We start from the raw sequence: 20940 nt of genomic DNA on the forward strand, positions 1-20940 counted from the left end.
CCTTGCGTTGGCTATCTGTCTTTCTCTATCTTTACCCTTAACGTGCTTTTGTTATTCGCTGCTGCTTTATTTGGCTAGCAGGAGATTCTTTCACTTCCCGAGAATGATTAAAAGACAGGAGGAGTTTAAGTGAATACAGATATTTTGAAACAAAACCGCAAAAGCTGGAACACGGTCGCCGATCATTTTAACGGCGTCGATGCGCTGCCTGGCTACGGTCCTTTCGCTCAAAGCGAAGACGAATTGCGCTTATTTGATTCGATTGAAGGCAAAAATGTGCTTGATATCGGTTGCGGGAGCGGCCATTCCTTGCTTTATATGAGCAAGCAAGGGGCAAAAGATTTATGGGGCGTCGATTTGTCCGACAGTCAAATCGATCGCGCACAAGAGATTTTGAGCGGACTGGATGCACAGCTGTACTGCGCAGCGATGGAAGAAGATATCGGGCTGCCGGAACAATATTTCGATATCGTCTACTCGATTTATGCGATCGGCTGGACGGTGGACCTTGACCGGACATTGGAATTGATCTATTTCTATTTGCGGCCAAGCGGAACTTTCATCTTCAGTTGGGACCATCCGCTCTATGTTCATTTGAAAAGCGAGGACGGGCTCGTTTCACTGAACGGCTCTTATCAGGATGAAGACAGCGTGCATTATGCCAATTTCAAAGGTGAAGATGCGCCGATGACCATTCCGAAGCGCAAGTTCAGCACGTATTTGAATGCCTTGGTGAAAGCCGGATTCAATATCGAGCAAGTGGTCGAACCGGATGTTCCGCATGACTTGAAGGATTTAGAGCCGGAAGTGTCCGACCGTTATTACTCGCTTTACAAAGCGCAGAAATTCCCGACGAGTTTTATCATCAAAGCAAGGAAATAAAAAAGGCCGTGTCTGCGCTTTTGCGTAAACACGGCCTTTTATCGTGGTTTTTTAGTTAACGGATCCTCCCCATTACTACGGTATCGTAATAGTTTCCATCCGCTAAGCGCTTGTCCATTTTCAGTATGCCTTCCACTTCAAAGCCACAGTTTTTATACAACTCAATCGCTTTTTCATTACTTTCCAACACTTTTAAATTCATCTTTTTGATTTCTTGTGCATCCGCCCAGTGGATCGATGACTCCAAGAGCTTGCGGCCGATACGATAGCCCCAATACTCCTTGAGCACTCCGACACCGAACTCCACTTGATGCTTTGTCCGTTTCAGTTCGTTTCCTTCACATCTGGAAAACCCGACGATCTGCCCGCCCACTTCGGCCACCAAGAATATATTGCAGCTGCTTTTGGCATCTTCTTCGATGAGCCGTTTGAATGCCGTTGCATTCAAATACGCTTCTCCCCGCTCGCGGTCCATATTTTCCGTCTCGCCATCGATCAGCAAACGGACTTTCTCCAATTGCGCTGCGTCTTGGATTTCTGCACTTCGAATGCAGTAATCCAAGCTTTTCACTTGAAACAGCTGTTTCGCTAGTTGCATCTCATCTTCCCCTAACTTATTGGAATCGGTTATTTATATGAACCCGTCATATCCGCAGTGAACTGCAGTTTCTTTTTCTGCCTCATTTGATAATAAACGATCGTCAATAGCACAATCAATTCTGATAAGGGTATCGCAAGCCATGCGCCCGTCACACCGAAAAACACGGGCAAGATGCTCAGCAAAATCAACAGCACGACAATTTCACGCGCTGCGGTGATCCATGTCGCCATGCGGATTTCACCGGTAGATTGATAATAAGTCATCATGACGAAATTTGCGCCCATGAACAGGTAGGCAATAAAGAACAGCTGGATGCCGGAAGTCGCGAGATCCATCACGGCGTCCGGGAAATCGCCGAATACGCTGGCGATGGTTGCGGCAAAGAATTGCCCGAAGAGGAAGAACAGCAAGCCTGCCACGAATGCCGTTCCGATCGCCAATTGCAGCGTCTTCTTGATTTTCGCCTGGTCTTTCGCCCCGCTGTAATAACTGACCAATGGCTGGATGGCCGAACCCATTCCGAGGAATGCGAGCAGCATGACGCTATGAACGTAATTGAGGATCGCGAATGCCGCAACGCCTTCCGTTCCTGCCAGGCGTTCAAAGACATTATTATGCGAAATCGTGAACACCGACATGCCGACTTCCGCCAAGAAGCTCGGGAAGCCGATCACTAGAATCAAAAGCAACAATTTGCGGTTCGGCTTGAACCGGACAAAACGCAATTGATTGCTTTTTTTAAAGAAATGCGTGCACAAGACGAGCATGCCGACAAACGCAGCGAGCAAGGTCGCAGCTGCCGCACCTTTTACGCCGAAATCCAAGACGAACAAGAACAAGTAATTCAAGCCGATGTTCAATAAGGAAGTCGTGATGAGCGACACCATCGCCAGGTTCGGGCTGCCGTCATTGCGCACCATGATGCTGAGCGCATTTTCCATCGTAAAGACGAAGCCAAACAACAACATTAAGTATAAATAATCGGAGACGTATGGATAGGTTTCCGCGTTCGCTCCTAGCAAATAAGCGAGCTCCGTGCGGAACGGGAATGCCACGAGGCCGATGATGAGCGTCACCGCAAAAATCGACGCCATCGCATGCGAAAAGACGACGCGTGCTTCTGCTGTCCGCTTCGCCCCCATGAGAGCAGAAAATCTCGTAGCGCCGCCGATGCCGATCCATAGCGACATCGCGACGAATAATGTATAGACCGGAGCCGCAATCCCAACGCCACCCAATGCGACCGGCCCGAGGCGGTTGCCGACCATGATGCCGTCTGCGACGATATTGATTGCCATCAGCAGCATGCCGATGGTCGAGGGCACCAAATAACGGACGAATGCCTTGCCGACCGACTCGGTATCAAGACGGTGAATAGATGGTTGTGCCATGTTGAAATGCCTCCTAGCTTTCTAAAACACTGAAAACTATATTTGTTTTTTTAGTTTTATTAGTCCGAAGAAATACTGGCTTTAGTTAGCCAGCATTTTTCCTATTCGTTTTTGACGAACCCATCCAATAATAATTCACTCATCGTTTCAACAGCTTCCTTGATGGAAATGCTTTGTTCTGAGAAGAACTGCTGGTCCAAGGAAATATTGACGACGTTCAAAATCATTTTCATTAACAGGTCGATGTTTTGTTGTTTGATCAGACCAGTTTCCATGCCTTCTTCAAGTAATTGCTTCAAGTCATCCCACTGGTTCATTTCCCGGTCGACGCGCTGCCATTGTTCTGGGTAATAACGCTTCAACTGCTCCAATACGCGCAAATCGAAAAAGTCATTATGGTTCGGAATCATGACAATCAGCCGGTGGATTTTTTCCTGCAAGTCGAGGGTTTCGTCTTCACGGATGATGCGGGCACGCTGTTCGTACTCAGAAAAGGCCTGGTCGATGATCGTTTCCAGGATTTCCAGCTTGGATGAGAAGTTCTCATACAAGGTGCGCTTGCTGATACCTAGCCGTTTAGCCAAATCATCCATCGTAAATTTGATGCCGTTATTTCTCGTTTCTTCGATAAACGCCTGTATAATACGGTTTTTCACAGCCGAACCCCCTTTACGAAAACTAATAATACTATAATCGTTTTCTGAGTTCAAGTAGAAGGATTTGATGACGTAAATAAGGATCGGCTTTGTGAGCCGATCCTTATCTTCACGCCAATAATTTACTGCTTTTCGTTTTTTCCAAACGGTAGATTAATACCACGCCAAGCACCGCACCGCTGATGCTCGATACAAGAAATGGCGGCATGAAGAACAAGGCGCCGACTTCGGTTCCCATGAGAACACGTGCATAGGGCACCGCGACCAGTGAGGCGATGATGCCGGTTCCGAGAATTTCACCGGCTGCTGCAAAACCGAGCCGTCCGCTGTAGCGGTAAAAGATACCGGCAAGCAATGCGCCGATCATGCCTCCCGGAAAAGCGAGCAGCGAGCCGGTCCCCGTCAAGACGCGAACCGCACCGGTCAATAAGGCGATGACGACTGCAGGCCCTGGCCCGAAGACGACAGCTGCGATGACATTGATGGCATGCTGTACCGGATAGGCGCGGGCGATGCCTGCAGGGAACCAGACAAACGCGGATCCGGCGACGGCGAGTGCGACGAACATCGCCATGAGTACGAGTTTTTTCGTGTTCATCCGACCTACCTCCCCGGAATCGATTGTTTAAACCGTTCGATTTGACCTGCGACATCTTGTGCCTGTGCTATTGACGAAATGACGGCGATGCCTGATACGCCTGCACGCCAGACCATTTCAGCGTTGCCCGGTTCGATGCCGCCGATGCCGATGACGGGTACGTGCGGATATTGAGCTTTCACTTTAATGATTTCAGCGACACCCGCGGGCGGTTTCGCATCGCTTTTTGTGCGCGTGCCAAATACCGGTCCCATGCCGAGATAGGTGGCGCCGCACGTCAGCGCCTCGTTCGCTTCTTTGACTGAATGCACCGAAACGCCAAGAGCCATCGACGCGCCGATTTGTTTTCTCACTTGTCCGCAGTCCATATCGTCCTGGCCAATATGGATGCCGTCCGCTTCGATTATGCAGGCGAGTTCGACATCGTCATTGATGAATAGCGGCACATCGTATTCACGGCATAGGCCCTTGCACTTTGCGGCGAACTCCACAAGCGCATCGCCCGTTAATGCGCCTCGCCCTTTTTCGCGCAGCTGGAAATGGGTGATGCCGCCTTGAAGCGCTTCTTCAAGCAAGGCGAGCGGCTCTTTAGTACCTGCGTTTGTCGTACCCATTAGAAAATAAATCGCTGGATTCCCGAACAAGATGAACCACTTCCTTTTCGATAGATTCTTTGTACGCCGCATGATGCGTCGGGCCGTGGCCATGCCCGATGTTAAGCGGATACGCGAGTGCTGCCTGGATGAACTCCTTGGCGGTGAACAAGGCTTCTTCCACTGGTTTGCCTTTGCCGAGTTCAGCTGTCAATGCTGCTGAAAACGTACAGCCCGTGCCATGCGTCTGCTCCGTCTGGAGACGTTCCGAACGCAGCAAGATTACCGTGCCTTGCTGATCTAGATAAAAGTCCTCCGCAACGTCAGGGTCAGTGCTATGGCCGCCTTTGATGACCACGGCTTCCGCACCCAGCGATAAAATCGCTTCCGCCGCATTTCTGCGTGAGGCATCGTCTGTGATGTCTATTCCACTCAATACTTCCGCTTCCGGGATATTTGGCGTGATGATGGCAGCGAGCGGGACGAGCAAGGTTTTAATTGCTTCGACCGCTTCTTGCTGCAACAAGGAAGCACCCCCTTTTGCGATCATCACAGGGTCGATGACGAGCCTGTCCCAGCCGTAGCGTTTGATGCCTTGCGCCGTTTCTTCGATGATGCCGGCGTCAAACAGCATGCCGGTCTTGAGCGCACGGATGTCGAAGTCCGTTCCGATCGCATCGAGCTGTTGTTTGACCGCTTGTCGGTCCATCGGGTAAATACCGTGAACGCCTCGTGTGTTTTGGGCAGTCACCGCCGTTACTGCCGAACAGCCGAATGTGCCAAGTTCCTGGAACGTTTTCAAATCTGCCTGTATCCCCGCACCACCGCCTGAATCGGATCCCGCGATCGTCAATACTTGCGCTTTAGCGTCCATTAAGTGCCGCCTCCTGTCGTTTCGATAGCTCGTCCAAAAAAGCCATTTGGAAAGTTCCAGGATTCAAAGCGATTTTCGATGCATGGCTTCCTGCATTCGCGTAAATCTGCAAACCATTTGCAAGCGCATCAATAGGGGCATATTCTTCGTCCGTCAAGAATGCGGCAAGCACCGCACTGAGCAAACAACCCATTCCAGTGACCGACGCCATCAACGGGTCTCCGCCTGTGATGTGCTCGGTCCGTTCACCATCCGTCACCAAATCGCTGGTCCCCGTCACCGCAACAATTGTTTGATATTCAACAGCCACTTGTTTAGCGATGGCTTCCAAATCACCTTGCCCTTCTCCGGCATCGACGCCGCGTGCTTGCCACTCTTCTCCCGCAATGGCCGCGAGTTCGCCTGCGTTGCAGCGGAGTAGCGTGATATCGAGTTCCGTCAGCAATCGTTTCACGGCCTGTAACCGGTAAGCTGTCGCTCCGGCACCCACCGGATCCAGTACGATCGGGATGCCTTTTTCCATGGCTGCGCGCCCAGCGATAAGCATACTTTCGAAAGAGCGTTCCGTGATCGTGCCGATATTGAGTGACAAGGCATCGGCGTGTCCTGTGAGTTCAGCGACTTCCTGTTGTTCGTCGCCCATGACCGGCGAGACGCCGAGCGCGAGCAAGCCGTTTGCCTGGAAGTTCGAGACGACGTGATTGGTGATGCAATGAATCAATGGTTTTCGTGCGCGCAATTCCCTAAGCATGGCGGACACTCTCCTTTTTCACGGGCAGTTCCCAGGTTTCCATCGTCCACGCTTGCTGCCAGAACTGCCATTCGTAATAACTGCTTCTCATAAAGCGCTTTTTCAATTCCTGGCGCCGCTCTTCCGGCAAGCCATCAGCTAAGCGGTCCATCCGTTCGATTTGTTCATTCACCAGTTCCCCGAACCATTCGGAACCGTATGTGCCGATCCATTTTTGGAAAATCGGTTCTTCCGGCGTTGCCGTCTTCAAACGTTCGCCGATTTCGTAATAAAGCCAATAGCACGGAAGCAAGGCCGCGAGTACGTCTGCCAAGTCACCTTCTGCGGAGCGGTACATATGCGAAACATAAGCATAGGCGTGGGGCGAGGGTTCGAATAGTTTCCAATCTTCCTCGGTCACTCCAAGCAATTCCATAAACGATTCATGAAGCGCGAGTTCCGCGGCGCAAGTCTGTTCTGCGTGATGTGCAAATGACTGCGTCGTTTTCAAGTCTTTGGCTTTTGTGGCACCGATCGCCTGCACTTTCGCGAAATGGGTCAGGTAATAGGCGTCTTGCATGACGTAGAATTTGAAGACATCGAGCGGCAAATCGCCTTTCGCGATGCCTTTTACAAACGGGTGTTCAAAACTGGCGTTCCATAAATCTGCGCATTCCAACCGAACTTCTTTACAAAATGTCATGTGGCTCTCTCCTTTTTTGGGCAAAATAAAACACCGCTTCCCAGGTAAGGAAGCGGCGATAAAGGTCAGCTGAAAAAATTGGAGAAAGGCTCACAATTCGCCCACTTCCCTACGCTGGTATGATCCAGATCAGGTTCAAAGGGTCCGGACTCTTGTCCGTCTCAGCCAACATGGCTCCCCTAGTGGAATAGCGATATTTTTTATTGTCGGCAATAGAATACCATAACTGGCTTTTGAATTCAAAACTTTTTGAAATTAAGGTTTTTTTGGAATGCATAATGCGAGAGATTGGGTTTGCCAAATATGTGATTAGGTTAGTCATTTTGTTGACTTCGTCCGTTTTAATCCATTTTCTTAGAAGTCATCATTTTATGCATATGAAATTTAATGGGCTATGTAATTCATTGTCATTTCAAATATAGAGCTGTAGTGGAAGGGGCTGACGCCGGAGGGATCGCGCGGGACTGGCGAGACCTATATGGCATAGCCATAAGGGCTCGACGCCCGCCCCTCGGCAAGCATGCCCCTGCAACGTAAGCTCATCCACACTTAATTCCTTCACAAAAAAAAAGAACCTCCATAACTGAAGGCCCTTTATCGTTCTTCCACATATTCAATCTGATAATCCCCGTACTCATCAATCACCACAGTGTAACGGCGGCGGTGGTCGATCGTCCCGGTCTCGCCATTTGCTTCATGGTAATTGAACACAGCGCCTGCTTCCACATATGCGGCATCTCCTTCAATCTCGACGGAAGTGACTTCCGGCACGACCGAATCATACACGCGGCCCTCTGTTGAATACTCTTGTATAACACTGTCGACTTCTTCAACTGCCTGGCTTCCCGGTACTAAATACGAAGAATAATAATTCAGTTGCTCATCATTCATGGAATACGGCAGCAAGTCATAATAGGCTTCGATGAAACTCTCCAGCAACGCTTCGTCAAAATAGGCATCCTTTACGGACGGTTCGACCAATTGCGACTCGGGAAACGGTTCCGGATTATTCGCCCAGCTATCCAACATTTCCTTTTTCAAGTACAGCGGGATCGCGTAACCGATTTCGGGATTGTCCTCGAGCATGACCGAATTGATGCCGAGCACTTTGCCGGTGCTTGCATCCAAAAGCGGCCCGCCGCTCGAGCCTTGCTTGATCAAGGCATTCATTTCATAGAGATCCGTATAGACGAACATTTCCGAGAAATCGACGCCGGTATCGGTAATTTCCCCTTCGGTCGCAGTGTTCGCTTCGTTCTCCGGGCTGCCGATAGCGATGACCGGCGTTCCGATATCGACCGGTTCCATTTCCTGCTCGAGCGGCTCTTTTCCTGCGAGGTCCTCGACACGGACCAGCGCCAGATCTTCATCAAGCGATATGCCGATCACTTTGCCTGCGAACTCCTGGCCGTCGCTATTGACGAGTGCAATAAAGGTCGCATCGCGCACCACATGGGCATTCGTCAAGATGTCGCCTTGGTCATTGTACAAAAAGCCGGACCCTTGCTCGAAATCGGTATAGATCGTGTAGACATGCGTCTTCGCATTCGCGATCATCACCGCTTTTTCCTGAGCGGCCGTATCAACCGGTGAGTCTGCCTGCTCAGTTTCAGCTGCCGGCGGTGCTTCTGTATCTGTCCCTCCGCAAGCCGCGAGGATCATCGCTGACAGGAAAATCATCAGCCAGTGCATCATCCGTTTGTCCATAGTCTCAACCCGCTTCCGTTAATGTGCATTCATTATAGCAAGCCATAATTGAAAAAGGAACGGGAAAGAACACTGAAATAAAGGGAATGTAGTTCCACTCCACGCTCGGCATTGAACGGCCGGAATCAAAAAAGCTGCCTTGGCGCACTGCTTTCGCAGCAGCCAAGGCAGCTTTCAATCCATTATTTTTCTTGAGCTTCCAATGCTTCTAGCAATGGCTTTTCGAAGACCGGCGCGAACGTTCTGGAAAAAGTCGCTGTCAAATGGTTGCTGTCGAAATGCGTGACGACGTTTCCGACGACATAATAACAGGATTCCTGGTCACAAAAATAATCAGTCAGGTCGATCGTGTTAGTAGTTTCCGGCATATAGTCCACTTCTTCTAAAGGACTCGGGTCCCGGATGACATCCTCACGGTCGGATTTACAATTTTCGGGGTTATCCGGATTTTCACTTAGGCACGTCAACACGTTTTGATCGTACCAAGGCGTATCACGCACGAGGAATAGCGGAACTTCGTGCTGCTCGAAAAACTTCCAAGCTTCAACAAATCCATCCGAAACTTCATCGAAATCTTCTTTCGAGCTCCCTACATTCCCTACCGTGAAAATCAGATCAGGTTTTTCATTAATTAATGCCTCTTTTACATTTTGGAACCAGACATCGCATTCTTCAAAACCTTTTCTGCTCTCTTCCGTAAATCGGCAATTGCCTTTTAAATAAGTGACAATCTTTAGATCATGGGCATCGGCTAGTTCCGCAAGCATCGGCTGCCAATGGGCGGCATGTGATCCCCCGACCAACGCGATCGTATGGCTGTAATCGGTCAATGCCCCGTACTCACACGGCTCGGCTTCTGTCGTTCCCTTGCCGGACAAGCAGCCATCTTCATATATTTCAGATCGATCCTGCTTCACGAAGTCCAAGCTCGGCAGGAAGGATTCCTCAAATTCCGCAGGAGGCGTTAGGCGGCCGTCTTCCAAATAAGTGACGGCACCTGGATGCGTCTCGAAACTTTCGCTGAGCAACTCGGAACTGACGGGCGGTCCCGCCAAGTAAGTTTCTTGATAAGCGATGGTCGAGACCCAAATGGCGGCAGAGAAGACCGCAATAATGCTGGCGGTTTTCCAGACCGGGAACTGGATTTTCCGGATTGGCAACTCGAAACCGTAAATCGTAAAGTAAGCAAAAATCGTTGCTACAGCGATAATCGCCAATCCGCCCTGGAGCGAAACCGATTCGACGTCAAATAGCGCATAGTAGAAAATCAGCAATGGCCAATGCCATAAATAGAAGGCGTAGGAAATGCTTCCGAACTTGACGAGCGGCTTCCAACTAAGCAGTTGGAAAGCTGAATAGTTCGTTGAATTATTCCCCGCGATGATGATCAGAACGGCTGAAAGCACCGGCCATAGCGCAGCATAGCCCGGGAATAGCTCTGACACTTGAAGGATGATCCCGCAGCTGATGAGCCCGATTAAGCCCATCCAGCCGAATAGCCAGGCCACACGGCTCGAGACGACAAGCTTGTGGATTGTCAATGCGACCAAGCCGCCAATCCCAAACTCCCATACACGAGTGAATGTATGGTAATAGGCCACTGGCTGATTGGCTGCGGTCAAGTAGACCGAATAGCTGAATGATGCCAAGGCAAGCACGGCAATCAATACCGTCAGCATGCGTTTCATATTATTTCCTGAAATCAGCTTCAGCACCGAGATGGCCACAAAGAAGACGACAAGCCATACCAGATAAAACTGGAACTGAATACTCAGCGCCCAGAAATGCTGAAACGGCGAGGCGCTATTGTTCTGTGCTAAATAATCCACCGAATCCATCGCAAGCCGCCAATTCTGGAAGTAGGAAACGGAAGCTAAAAATTCATTGATATTCTGCTGTTTCGTAAATGGGGGCAATATGTACAGGCTAGCAATCAAGACGGTAATCCCGATTAACCAAGCCGTCGGCAATAAACGTTTTAATAGTTTTACAATATAGGAAAAGTATAAAATACGACCATTTTTTCGGTACATCGAAAGCAATGAAGTCGTGATCAAAAATCCCGATACGACAAAAAATACATCGACTCCGCCTGACACACGATTAAACCATATATGATAGATCGCAACCAATAATGCAGCGATTGTGCGTATGCCTTCTAGTTCCGGCCGGATACGTCTTTCAGTCTCCATAAAAATTTACAGCTCCTTGCATTTTCATAAATCACACAAATTTTATATTAGCATATTCTTCCTTTTAAATCATAAATCATGACAATTATTTTCACTATTTCATGATAAGACAATCAAGTAATTCTTCTTTCAAGGCACAATTCTAGTTCTTCCTATTTAAAAAACTGCCGAATCCCCAGCAGATACTGGGTTTCCGGCAGTTTTCCCTTGTTACTTTTTGCTTTTCTTCAGTTGCCCTTTGTTCGTGATGACTGTGTAGTTGCCGAATTCGTTCACTTCAAGCGTGAATGTTTCTCCGTTCAAGTCACCTTGGATGATTTTCCATTTGCCTTTGTCATCCTGGCGTGCGCCGAACTGGACTTTGACATCGGGGTTTGTCAGGAAGTTCAATTCCATCGGTTCGCTGAGTGTCAAGCCGAGTTCTTCGCCACCCGCTCCCAGTACAGCGATATCAAGCTGGTCGCTGAGTGCCGGGCGCTTATCGACTTGCTCTGCGTCATCGACTGCTAGGGCAAGCGTCATTTCCGCCCCGGCCGCTTCAGCCAATTGCTGAAGGTTGGCCGCTGTGAACGTGAAGTTCGCTTGTTCCAATTGGACCGTCAAATCCTTGCCGCTTTCAAGAAGTTCATCGATTGTGCCTTCTGTGAATGTAATGTCGAGTGTGCCATCTTCATCGAATTCACCCGCTGTGATGACTGCTTCTTCACCTGACAAATCAGGATCCGCTTGCTGCTCGCCTGGCACTTGCGGTTTATCGAAAGTAATTTGTGCAAGCAATGGGTCATGATCCGATGCACGCCCGTGTTCTTCCATGAACATCGAGTTGATGTGGACCATATCAAGTTCTGTGTTATCCGCCAAGTTGTTCGTCACCAATAAATGATCGAGCACTTGAGAGTTGCCTTGGTAGTAATAAGAGAAACGGTCTTCTTCCGGCACATCGTTGACTTTGTTCATCAAGATGTCGCCTTCTAGTGCATCAAGTGCCGGTGTGAATTCGAAATCGTTCATATCGCCAGTGACGACGACATTGAGATCCGGATTGATTTCCAGGCCTTCTGCAATGAATCCGTTGATGGCTTTCGCCAATTCAATGCGTTCGATTTCAGACGTGAACTGCGGCGGCTGGTTCTGTCCGAACAAGCTTTGGTCCCCGCCTTTTGAGTTCAAGTGAGTGGCGATAACGACGATTTCTTCGCCTTGGAATTCAAATTGTGCTGCTAGTGGCTTGCGTGTGTTCGGCATTGCGATTGGCTGGACGCGTCCAGGGTTCAATTCAAGATCGCCTGAATCTGTCCACGAGTTATCCTGTGTCGCTGTTCCTTTTGTGCCTTCAGAAAGTGTCACGCGTTCCAGGTTGTACAAGAAGCCGACGCGGATGTTACCGCCTGGCTGTCCGCCGTCCTGGTTGTATTCCGGGGCGATATCTGTCCAAGCGTATTTAGGCCCGCCTGCTGCTTGGATGTCTGCGATGAGACGCTCATAAGAAGCCGATGCATCACTATTTTCAGATCCTTCAGGCCCATCATTGTCCTGTACTTCGACCATCGCGATGATGTCCGGTGAGTTCAAGTCGTTGACGAATGATTCTGCGATGCGTTGTGCTTTTTCATCCGATGTGTGATTCGGGTCTGCAGAGAAGTTCTCGACGTTATACGTGGAAACCGTCAATTTATCGTCTGCGTTCTCGATCCATGTCTGTTCCGGCTGTGTTCCGCCGTCTACGATTTCCGGTACGTCCGTTTCGTCCGTCCAGATCTGGTAGTTGCCGAATCCATAGCCGAGAACGCCGACTGGCATGCTAGCGAATGTATCGCCCGCTTTTGCGACAACGTTTTCACCTGTAGTGACAGTGATACGTTCCGGGTTAAAATCGTCTTCTTCAAGCAGGATTCCGCCTTGCTTGTGGAATTCGTTGTTAGTCGCATTTTTCGATACGACAAATACTTCGCCATAATCTTGTGGGCCGACGATTTGTGCATCGGCCACGCCGACACGCATCAATTCAAGCGCTTCCCAGAAATCGATGCCGTCTTCTTCCGGCTGGAATTCTGTCAAGCCGTCGTTTTCGATGTTTTGAGTCGGCGGGAACACGTCTTCGCCGATAACGATCGGTTCAGGTAGTGCCGCCGTTCCAGCTTTCACGACATCCGTTGAACGGATGCGTGTGAGCGGCAAATCGTTGTCGCGCATATCGGAATAGCCTTTATAGAACCATTCTTCGACCGTACCTGCGACTGTTACGACATCCCCAACTGCAAAGTCGCTTGATGCAGATGAACGGTTGACAATGATCGCTTCTGACGTTTTCCAGTTGCCGTCACCTTCTGTATCTTGGATGACGAAGTTTGCGCCGTTATAGAAATGTGTGATGACGCCTGTCACTTCATTGACAGCTACATCTTCATATTTCGAGTAATGTCCTTGCCCTTGGATGTCGCGGATTTTCAAGTCCTCTGATTTCAGGACCGTGTAATCAAATGAAAATACTTCCGATGTTTCGCCTGTTACTGCGATCGCTTTGATCACTGTATCTTGTGTCAGGACGATCGGCTCAGCGTAAACTGCGCTGTCCGTTGTCGGCTCTGACCCGTCTAACGTGTAATAGATCGTTGCATTGTCCAAGCCGCTTGCGAGCGTGATTTCAGTTCCTTCCGAGACGACGCCCGGGAAGATGTCTGTGTAAACAGCCGGCTTGTTGACGAGCTCGAAGCTGTCGAAGCCGAGCGTTTTCACTTGGTACGTTTCGTTATATTTCGAAGCGATGCCTGAAAGATAGATCAAGTCGCCTTCTTTGTATTGTTTTGTGAAATCTTCGAACGTCAAGCCATTGCGGTTGTCGTTGCGGACGACGACTTGCTCGCCATTTTCCGCCACTGCCGTGAACTCGAACGTTCCATAATTGTTAACGGCTTTCAAGTTAGTGATTTCGACGCGTTCGATCGAAATGCGTTCGCCTTGAGTCTCTTCATTGACGCCTGCCGGTGAAATCAACTGTGCTTCCGGCAATTCATTTCCAGAAGACACGACTTCTACTGTATTCGGCTGCAATTGCAGCTCGCCGCTGTATTCAGAAACGGTACCTTCCAAACGGACGATGTCGCCCGGCGATACAGTTGCGCTCGATGTGTAGACATAAATGCCCGCTGTTTCATCCTGTACGTAAAAAGCGTTGCCGCCCCAGAAGCCTGTTCCAGTTGTCACAGTCGCTTCCACTGAAATCAATCCTTCAGAGTCGCGTGCTTCCTGTACATTGTCTACAGGTGTCGCGGTCGGAGGTGCTTCGCCTTCAGACAGGATTGTGAATGCTGTCGGTGAACGAAGACCTGGAACTGAGAAATAAGCTGAAAGTGAACCGGTAATCGTTACTTCTGCTTTGAAGTTGGCTGGGTTATCGACCAAGTTCAAGCCGGAACGAATTGAGCCGGACGGCAATTGAACCGTCAAAATTTTAGCTGGATCCGTTTCGTCTGGGGAATCAGCCAAAGCAAGGTTAGTCGCTGAATCAAACGGCGGTTCTTGCTGATAACTTCCTCCGCTTATTACAGTCCCAACGATAAAGCCTTTCACCGTTGCCGTTCCTGTATTGTTTTCAATGGCTTCTGCAACTGAAATGGTTTCCGCTGCATCGGCTGTCGCCATATATGGCAAGGCAGCTGATAAAGCCAGTAAGAGACTCAAAAAGATTTTGCTGAACGCGCTTTTTGTCACAAACCTTCACTCCTCTGATAATTTATTGTCATACGGATTTAGTATACTAGACATATGTAAACGCTTTATTGAATATTTGTAAATTTCTTTTATTTTTGACCAAATTATTTATAATATTTCCTTTTTTATCCTGTATATTAGGATTAAGAAGAGTCGTTTTTCTAATTTTGCACATTGATTAATTCATTAGTCCTGCTAGCTAGTCATATGTGAATTTTTCCGCAACATAATCGGCTTAGGGACGTCTAAAAGAGAGGTTTCGTGATAAGATAGGGAAATGGAATTGGGAGATTATTGCTCCTATATATAAGGAAAGAATTTGGTTTCGCTTTTCACCGCTAAACCATTTGAAGAAAGTAGGATTTTGTTTTGGGCAGAAAACTCGCTATTACCGGAATTTTGTTTGTCATTGCGTCGCTGTTTTTGAAAGTTTCGGGGCTTCTCCGGGATATGGTTATTGCCTATCAATTCGGGGATTCCTATCAATCTGCTGCGTATTTCGCTGCATTCGCTTTGGCAAATACCTTTATTTTATTTTTCACTACCGGCATGAAGAACGCTTTTGTGCCAAGTTTCATCCATGCACAGGCGGATGGCAAAGGCCATCATCATTTTTCACAAATCATCCGCGGGACGATGGTGCTCGGATTGATTGTTTCCGCGCTCGGTGCATTGGTATCGCCATTGCTGCTACCTTTGCTATTTCAATTTCCTAACCTTCAGCCCGACGTTCGAGCTGAAGCGATTGAATTGAGTGTTGCTTTAGCTATTATCTTCTTTATAGCTGTCTTCCTCGTGTCGTTGAACTCGGTTTACGAGGCCTATCTTGATGCAGAGAACAAATTTTCTTTGTCGGTCATTTCACAGATCATTGTTATCGGCAGCACCATTCTCAGTACTTTATTGTTTGCAGATGAAATCGGCGCCTACTCAATGGCGTTTGGTTATTTGGCCGGTGCGTTATTATCGTATATCGCCAAACGGCTTTGGTTCGTGCCTAAAGGCAGCCATAAAGTAATCGGCAAACTGGATTGGGAGGAAATCAAGCCCTTTTCAATCATTTTCATCCCGGTCGCCATTACGGTTATGGTCGGCCAAGTCAATTTGACAATCGACAACATCTTTGCGAGTTCGTTCAGTGATTCAGCAGTCAACTACGTTAACTACGCCAAGAACATCGTCCACTTCCCGCAAGCGATTATTGGCGTAACCATCGGGACGATCATTTTCCCGATTTTGTCGAAAGCCATTGCGAATGCCAATGAAAAAAGCTTCAAGCAAGGTATCGAATACGGCTTGATGTTGACGCTTTTGGTTTTGCTGCCTGCTGTTGCGGGAATGATGTGGCTGATGCAAGATCTCATCACAATCGTCTATGAACGCGGTGCTTTTACAGCGGATGCGACGGCAGCCACTGCAAATGTTGGCTATCTGTATCTGGGATCGGTATTGTTCTTCAGTTTGCAGAACATCTTGAACAAAGCTTTCTATTCAAAAAAGCAAGGCCATGTCATTTTGCGCATTTCCTTATTCTCCATCGCGCTCAATGTCGCATTGAACTTCCTGTTCATCGCATTGCTTGACTCGTATTTGGCGATTCCACTCGCTTCGTCCGTCATGGCGCTTGTCTATTTTGCGCTCAACTGGGTCGTCTTTAACCGGACGCAAGGCAAGCTCAACTCGCACTTTATCGTTAAAGACGCGGCCAAGATTTTTGCAGCGACCGCTGTGATGCTATTGGCTTTATGGCTCGCTTCAGGAATTCTCGAGGATCTCAATATCTATATCCGCTTCGGCCTGACCGCGATCATCGGCGCCATTGTCTACGTCATCGCGGCGCTCGCCTTGAAAACGGAGATCGCGCGCTTTCTCATCAGCAAGCTTAGAAAATCATAAGGAGTTTTTTGCATTATGAAACAGGCATTAATGAAAAACGCTGCGCCGGTGCTGAATCCGGCAATTAAAACGTCCTTGAAACGCTTTTACAAAGCCAATAAACCGCTCACTCCGCTTGAACCGGCAAAGCGTGTATTGGTATTTGCGCCACATATCGACGATGAAACGATCGGGCTCGGCGGGACCATCCGCCGCTATGCCGATTCCGGCGCGCACGTCACCATTGCCATCATCACCGACGGCAAAAACAGCAACGCCGCTCCGGTGGAAGCCGATGCCTTGGCCGAAACGCGCAAACAGGAATTGCGGTCGATCCAGGATCTGCTCGGCTTTACGGATGTTCGTTACCTTGATTATCCTGACAGCGAAATCAAACATGTTGCATCAAGCGAACGTTTCGTTGAGCTGATCGATGAAATCCAACCCGATACAGTCTATACGACGAGCTTGATCGACGCCCATCCGGATCATGTGTACAGCGCCCATTTGGTGGCCGATGCACTTAAGCACACGGCCCATCAGCCGGAAATCGTCCGCGAATATGAGATCAATTGCCCTGTGCCGCCGGAGGAAATCAATTGTATTATGGACATTACCGATCAGTTTCCGCTCAAGCAGCGGGCAACCGAGGCTTTCAAGAGCCAAGTCATCGCATTCGATGGATTTTTGGCGCTCGCTGAAATCAAAGCTGCACAGACTAATGAAAGACAAGCACGCTACGTAGAGACCTTCATCGAAAACACACCGCAACAATTTATCCAGGCGGCAGATCACTTGAAGACGCAAGACCGCCAATATGAAAAGCATTTCAAGCAAGCGAATCGCACCGTCACTTTGTGGTGGGCGATCTTCAAGAATTTGAAGTTGAAAAAGGCGATTTATCAAAGCCGCTAATTATAAATGCATTTGGAGGATATTATGAACTTTTTTAAGAACGATAACGAAAAATGGTTTTGGCTCATCGCCTTGATCGCCATCATGCTAATAGGTTACACAGAGCTCGCCATCATCGGCTATGCCCTGACAGTTGTGTTGTTCGCCTATGCGTTCATCAATCCGAAACACGGCATCTTGCTGCTGTTCGTTTACATCCCGGTCCGTGAGTTCATCACGCAATACAATCCAGGCCTTAACTATTTAACCGAAGCACTCGTATTCGGTGCGTTGTTGCAGGTCTTCTGGATGAACCGCAAATCGATCGGGAAGTTATTCCGTTTCAAGAATTTCGAATACGCCTATTTCGCTTTTCTGGCAATCGGCTCTATTTCCGCACTCATCACCGGCATCAGCCCGGTCCTGATTGCGATGACTTTACGCCAATTCCTGCTCTTTTACCTTGTCTATTACATTGTCTATCGCCTCGGAATCACCCGCAAGGATTTGGTCAATCTCGTCTGGATCTTCGTCTGGACGGCAATCCTAGTCATCATCCAGGCAATGGCTGAAAAATTGTCCATCCGCAACTTCTTCCTGCCTGAGTCATGGCAGGCGATGGCCTTGTCGGCGAAAAACCGCGTGCGCATCTACGGCATGCTCGGCAACCCGAACGTGCTCGGTATCTACTTGATGTTCGCGTTCATCGCGTTCTATTATGCGAAGAATAAATTAAAAGAATTCAACCCGCGCTATATGGATATCTTGAATGTACTGTTGGTGGGCATCCTTGTCTTGACGTATTCACGCGGCACATGGTTAGGCTTCCTGATCGCTGCCGTCGCATTCTTGATCATGACGCGCAAAATGAGCATACTCATCGACTTCGTGAAATACACGGCGATTGCACTCGTCCTTGTCGTGCTGCCATTGAATTTATTGACCAACTTCATTGAAAGCACCGATGTCGGCAGTGAGAAAGTCACCAATATCCAGCAATTCGATGTCGGCGGCGAGTCGGGCTTCCGTGACCGCATCGGCAGCACGTTCAGTGAAGATACCGTCACCGGCAGTCAAAGTTCGGGCCGCTTGTTCATCGTCAAAACCGGCTTTGAAGTATTCAAGGACCATCCGATCATCGGTACGGGCTTTGCGACGTTCGGCGATTCGACCACCCTTTCGAACGGTTCGCCGATCTATGATGAATACGAAATCGGCCACAAGTTCTATTCCGATAACCAATATATCCAAATCATCGTCCAAACCGGCGTACTCGGCGTCATCGCCTTTGCTGCTTTCTTATTGATGATGCTTTGGCGTTACGCGAAGAAGCATAAAGAAAGCTATCTGTATTCACTGACCGCCAGCATCTTGCTCGGCGCGTATTTCATGGGTCTCGTCTACAACCTATGGGAATCCGATATTTTCGGCCTCGCGTTCTTCGCGCTTCTTGCGGCCGCGTCACGCCGCGAAGATTTCGGACTGCAGGATGACGGTGAAACATTATGATTCGCCTGTACCAGCCGGGTGATGAGACCGGCATCAACACCCTTTATGAAAAAGTATTCGAGAAAAGACGGTCTCTTGCTGAATGGCAATGGAAGTTCGAGACCTTTCCGGAGAGCGCCACGATTGTCGTTTCTGAAGAAGACGGCCAGATCAACGGACATGCCGCTTTCTTGAAGCTCACAGCCCGCCACCAAGGCAAAGAACTGGCTCTTGGTGAACGGGTTGACATCATGGTCGATCCGGAAGCGCAAGGCCGCGGCATCTATAAGCAAATCGTTTCCCGCGTGATCCAGGAATGTGAAGCCGAAGGGCTCGATATCCTGTACGGCTTCCCCGCTGAAACGGCAAAGCAAGTGTTCATGAAAGTGGCCGGCGGCAAGGATCTCGGGAACGTTCCGCGCTTTCTTGCAGTCAATAAGCCAGGAGCTTTGCTTGCGGCTAAGGTCAGCAAGTTAAAAGCGATCCAGTCGCCAGTCGACAAAGCATTTTCTCTCAGTGTCCCAAAAAAGAGCACGCATCGATTGCGTGAACTTGGCGACCGTTTGGCAGTAGCGGAAATGTTGTACGGCCGCTTTGAAAACCAGTACCCGCTTCATGCCAAGCGCAACGATGGCTATATCCAACGCCGCTTCCTTGATCATCCAACGAAGGATTACCAAGTGTATACCTTAGAGCAGAATGGCTATGCAGAAGGCTATTGCGTGTTGCATGAGGAAACGAAAGATAATGGCGTCACGTTCGCCACGATTGTCGATTTGTTCGGACCGAATGATGAAGCGATCATTGCGGATCAATTGAAGGCCATCCGTCGCCATACAAAAGCGGATGCGCTCAATTGCTGGGCAGTGCCGGACAGCCCGCGCTACCGTGCACTGAAGAAAGCCGGCTTTTTCCATATCAATAGCCCGATGCCGTTTGTCATCAAGGATTTCACCGGCACGGGTTCCTATGACGAGCTGGCTGACTGGCATTTGTCGCAGTCAGATGTTGATTCGTATTAACGCTTGCCCTTCTTCCGGGATTCCGGGAGGAGGGCTTTTTTTGAGTCTGGAAATGAAGGCGGAGCTTGGACATTGGACAGCAGATAATGAGGGTTTGCTTGCGGAATTGTTTCGAGGTTTTATTTATTCTTCATGTTGCTAGTCGCCGCCGTGCTTGGGGTTGGACTTTGGCAGCAAGCCAAGAAGAACACTTGTCTTACTGCGTCGGCTCACCCCTTCACGCTCGGAGGCTGAGAGATTTCGTTGATTGGGGTATGTCTCGTCAAATCTGCTTCTGTATGGAGTTGCCGGCTAGTGGGGGAATCACTTCCCGGGACAAGTTTAGATGGGATAGTGAGAGTTTGCTTGTGAAATTGTGCGATCTTCTATTAAAGTGTCATCTGAGTAGTCGCCGCCTTGCTTTGGGTTGGCCTTTGGCAATAAGCCAGGAAGAGCACCTGTCTTACTGCGTCGGCTCACCCTTGACGCCGGCTGGCTGAGAGATTTCATTATTGTAGATTGTTTAATCGGATCTGCTTCTTTAGATAATTGCCGGCTAGTGGGGGAATCGCTTCCCAGGATGAAGCATCAGAACATGGTGTTAAATCGAAAAGCTTTCGGTGAAATCAGCACTCTTGATTGCCTTGTCTTTGATACATGTGATACGACCTACAAAGCTTGAAGCATTTCCACATTTTCTATTGAGTGGACAGAAGAAATTTCCTTCCTCTCTAAAACTAGAGACGGAGTGTAAGGGGGCTGACGCCTGTGGGACCGCGCGGGCTGGCGAGACAAACGTGCCGCTCTCTTTGGCACGTTGGCTCAACACCCGCCCCACGGCAAGCAGCCCCCTGCAACGTAGTCGAAAAGCGGAAGCTTTTCCAATCTCTTCTTTCTATCTAACAGTTCTTGTCGCATCAGCTGCATGACCCATTGCCTGCATGACCCTGCAACGCAGTCGAAAAGCGGAAACTTTTCTACTCTCTCCTTTTAATTCCATACTTCCCACCCCATCAAAAAACAGGCACCCATTCATTGCGAATG

Annotated in this window: 16 protein-coding genes and 1 riboswitch; of the genes, 5 read left to right on the forward strand and 11 right to left on the reverse strand. The window is 49.0% G+C overall.

From position 1 onward, the window contains the following. Positions 1–129: 129 nt before the first annotated feature. Positions 130–882 (forward strand): class I SAM-dependent methyltransferase, encoded by a 753-nt coding sequence (locus tag DFR62_RS04445; protein WP_121298250.1) that lies wholly within the window; start codon positions 130–132, stop codon positions 880–882. 55 nt (positions 883–937) lie between these two features. Here DFR62_RS04445 and DFR62_RS04450 read toward each other — a convergent pair whose 3' ends face one another. The 11 genes from DFR62_RS04450 to DFR62_RS04500 form a co-directional block, all read right to left on the reverse strand. Next, the gene (locus DFR62_RS04450; RefSeq protein WP_121298251.1) at positions 938–1480 is read right to left on the reverse strand and encodes a GNAT family N-acetyltransferase; all 543 of its coding nucleotides are present in this window, start codon (positions 1478–1480) and stop codon (positions 938–940) included. 29 nt (positions 1481–1509) lie between these two features. Then, entirely contained in the window at positions 1510–2874 is a 1365-nt protein-coding gene (locus DFR62_RS04455) for an MATE family efflux transporter (protein ID WP_121298252.1), read from the reverse strand. Between the two features lie 101 nt (positions 2875–2975). After that, complete coding sequence (locus tag DFR62_RS04460; protein WP_058383020.1) at positions 2976–3530, reverse strand: TetR/AcrR family transcriptional regulator; 555 nt, start codon at positions 3528–3530, stop codon at positions 2976–2978. A gap of 109 nt (positions 3531–3639) precedes the next feature. Then, positions 3640–4128, reverse strand: coding sequence for an energy coupling factor transporter S component ThiW (thiW, locus tag DFR62_RS04465; RefSeq protein WP_121298253.1), 489 nt, complete (start codon positions 4126–4128; stop codon positions 3640–3642). Between the two features lie 5 nt (positions 4129–4133). Further along, positions 4134–4742, reverse strand: a complete 609-nt coding sequence (gene thiE / locus DFR62_RS04470; protein ID WP_241663158.1) for a thiamine phosphate synthase — start codon at positions 4740–4742, stop codon at positions 4134–4136. Beyond that, positions 4717–5595, reverse strand: a complete 879-nt coding sequence (gene thiD / locus DFR62_RS04475) for a bifunctional hydroxymethylpyrimidine kinase/phosphomethylpyrimidine kinase (protein WP_121298255.1) — start codon at positions 5593–5595, stop codon at positions 4717–4719. The genes thiE and thiD overlap by 26 nt, the downstream gene beginning before the upstream one ends. After that, entirely contained in the window at positions 5585–6346 is a 762-nt protein-coding gene (gene thiM / locus DFR62_RS04480; RefSeq protein WP_121298256.1) for a hydroxyethylthiazole kinase, read from the reverse strand. Before thiM ends, thiD begins: the two co-directional genes overlap by 11 nt. Continuing rightward, on the reverse strand, positions 6339–7028 hold the full coding sequence (gene tenA, locus DFR62_RS04485; RefSeq protein WP_121298257.1) for a thiaminase II: 690 nt from the start codon (positions 7026–7028) through the stop codon (positions 6339–6341). The genes thiM and tenA overlap by 8 nt, the downstream gene beginning before the upstream one ends. A gap of 89 nt (positions 7029–7117) precedes the next feature. Continuing rightward, positions 7118–7219, reverse strand: a riboswitch (TPP riboswitch). 403 nt (positions 7220–7622) lie between these two features. Next, on the reverse strand, positions 7623–8735 hold the full coding sequence (locus DFR62_RS04490; protein ID WP_121298258.1) for a S1C family serine protease: 1113 nt from the start codon (positions 8733–8735) through the stop codon (positions 7623–7625). A gap of 182 nt (positions 8736–8917) precedes the next feature. Next, positions 8918–10927, reverse strand: a complete 2010-nt coding sequence (locus DFR62_RS04495; RefSeq protein ID WP_121298259.1) for an acyltransferase family protein — start codon at positions 10925–10927, stop codon at positions 8918–8920. 210 nt (positions 10928–11137) lie between these two features. Next, on the reverse strand, positions 11138–14638 hold the full coding sequence (locus DFR62_RS04500; RefSeq protein ID WP_121298260.1) for a DUF6359 domain-containing protein: 3501 nt from the start codon (positions 14636–14638) through the stop codon (positions 11138–11140). Between the two features lie 369 nt (positions 14639–15007). Between DFR62_RS04500 and murJ the strand changes: the two genes are divergently transcribed. From murJ to DFR62_RS04520, 4 genes are read left to right on the forward strand one after another with little or no spacing between them, the layout of a single operon-like run. Continuing rightward, on the forward strand, positions 15008–16534 hold the full coding sequence (murJ, locus tag DFR62_RS04505; protein ID WP_121298261.1) for a murein biosynthesis integral membrane protein MurJ: 1527 nt from the start codon (positions 15008–15010) through the stop codon (positions 16532–16534). A 15-nt stretch (positions 16535–16549) separates the two neighbouring features. Further along, entirely contained in the window at positions 16550–17428 is an 879-nt protein-coding gene (locus tag DFR62_RS04510; protein WP_121298262.1) for a PIG-L deacetylase family protein, read from the forward strand. A gap of 24 nt (positions 17429–17452) precedes the next feature. Further along, positions 17453–18916 carry an O-antigen ligase family protein gene (locus DFR62_RS04515; protein WP_121298263.1) on the forward strand — a complete coding sequence of 488 codons (1464 nt, stop codon included), beginning with the start codon at positions 17453–17455 and terminating at the stop codon, positions 18914–18916. Then, positions 18913–19917 (forward strand): GNAT family N-acetyltransferase, encoded by a 1005-nt coding sequence (locus DFR62_RS04520; RefSeq protein ID WP_121298265.1) that lies wholly within the window; start codon positions 18913–18915, stop codon positions 19915–19917. Before DFR62_RS04515 ends, DFR62_RS04520 begins: the two co-directional genes overlap by 4 nt. Positions 19918–20940 lie beyond the last annotated feature (1023 nt).

It is taken from the genome of Planococcus citreus, assembly GCF_003664125.1.
Classification (GTDB): Bacteria; Bacillota; Bacilli; order Bacillales_A; family Planococcaceae; genus Planococcus; species Planococcus citreus.

Bases quoted from the DNA above. Each gene is read 5' to 3' on its own strand.
- DFR62_RS04455 (WP_121298252.1), bottom strand. From the start codon at position 2,874: ATGGCACAACCATCTATTCACCGTCTTGATACCGAGTCGGTCGGCAAG.
- DFR62_RS04520 (WP_121298265.1), top strand. From the start codon at position 18,913: ATGATTCGCCTGTACCAGCCGGGTGATGAGACCGGCATCAACACCCTT.
- DFR62_RS04510 (WP_121298262.1), top strand. From the start codon at position 16,550: ATGAAACAGGCATTAATGAAAAACGCTGCGCCGGTGCTGAATCCGGCA.
- tenA (WP_121298257.1), bottom strand. From the start codon at position 7,028: ATGACATTTTGTAAAGAAGTTCGGTTGGAATGCGCAGATTTATGGAAC.
- DFR62_RS04515 (WP_121298263.1), top strand. From the start codon at position 17,453: ATGAACTTTTTTAAGAACGATAACGAAAAATGGTTTTGGCTCATCGCC.
- thiM (WP_121298256.1), bottom strand. From the start codon at position 6,346: ATGCTTAGGGAATTGCGCGCACGAAAACCATTGATTCATTGCATCACC.
- DFR62_RS04450 (WP_121298251.1), bottom strand. From the start codon at position 1,480: ATGCAACTAGCGAAACAGCTGTTTCAAGTGAAAAGCTTGGATTACTGC.
- DFR62_RS04490 (WP_121298258.1), bottom strand. From the start codon at position 8,735: ATGGACAAACGGATGATGCACTGGCTGATGATTTTCCTGTCAGCGATG.
- thiE (WP_241663158.1), bottom strand. From the start codon at position 4,742: ATGGGTACGACAAACGCAGGTACTAAAGAGCCGCTCGCCTTGCTTGAA.
- thiD (WP_121298255.1), bottom strand. From the start codon at position 5,595: ATGGACGCTAAAGCGCAAGTATTGACGATCGCGGGATCCGATTCAGGC.
- DFR62_RS04495 (WP_121298259.1), bottom strand. From the start codon at position 10,927: ATGGAGACTGAAAGACGTATCCGGCCGGAACTAGAAGGCATACGCACA.
- thiW (WP_121298253.1), bottom strand. From the start codon at position 4,128: ATGAACACGAAAAAACTCGTACTCATGGCGATGTTCGTCGCACTCGCC.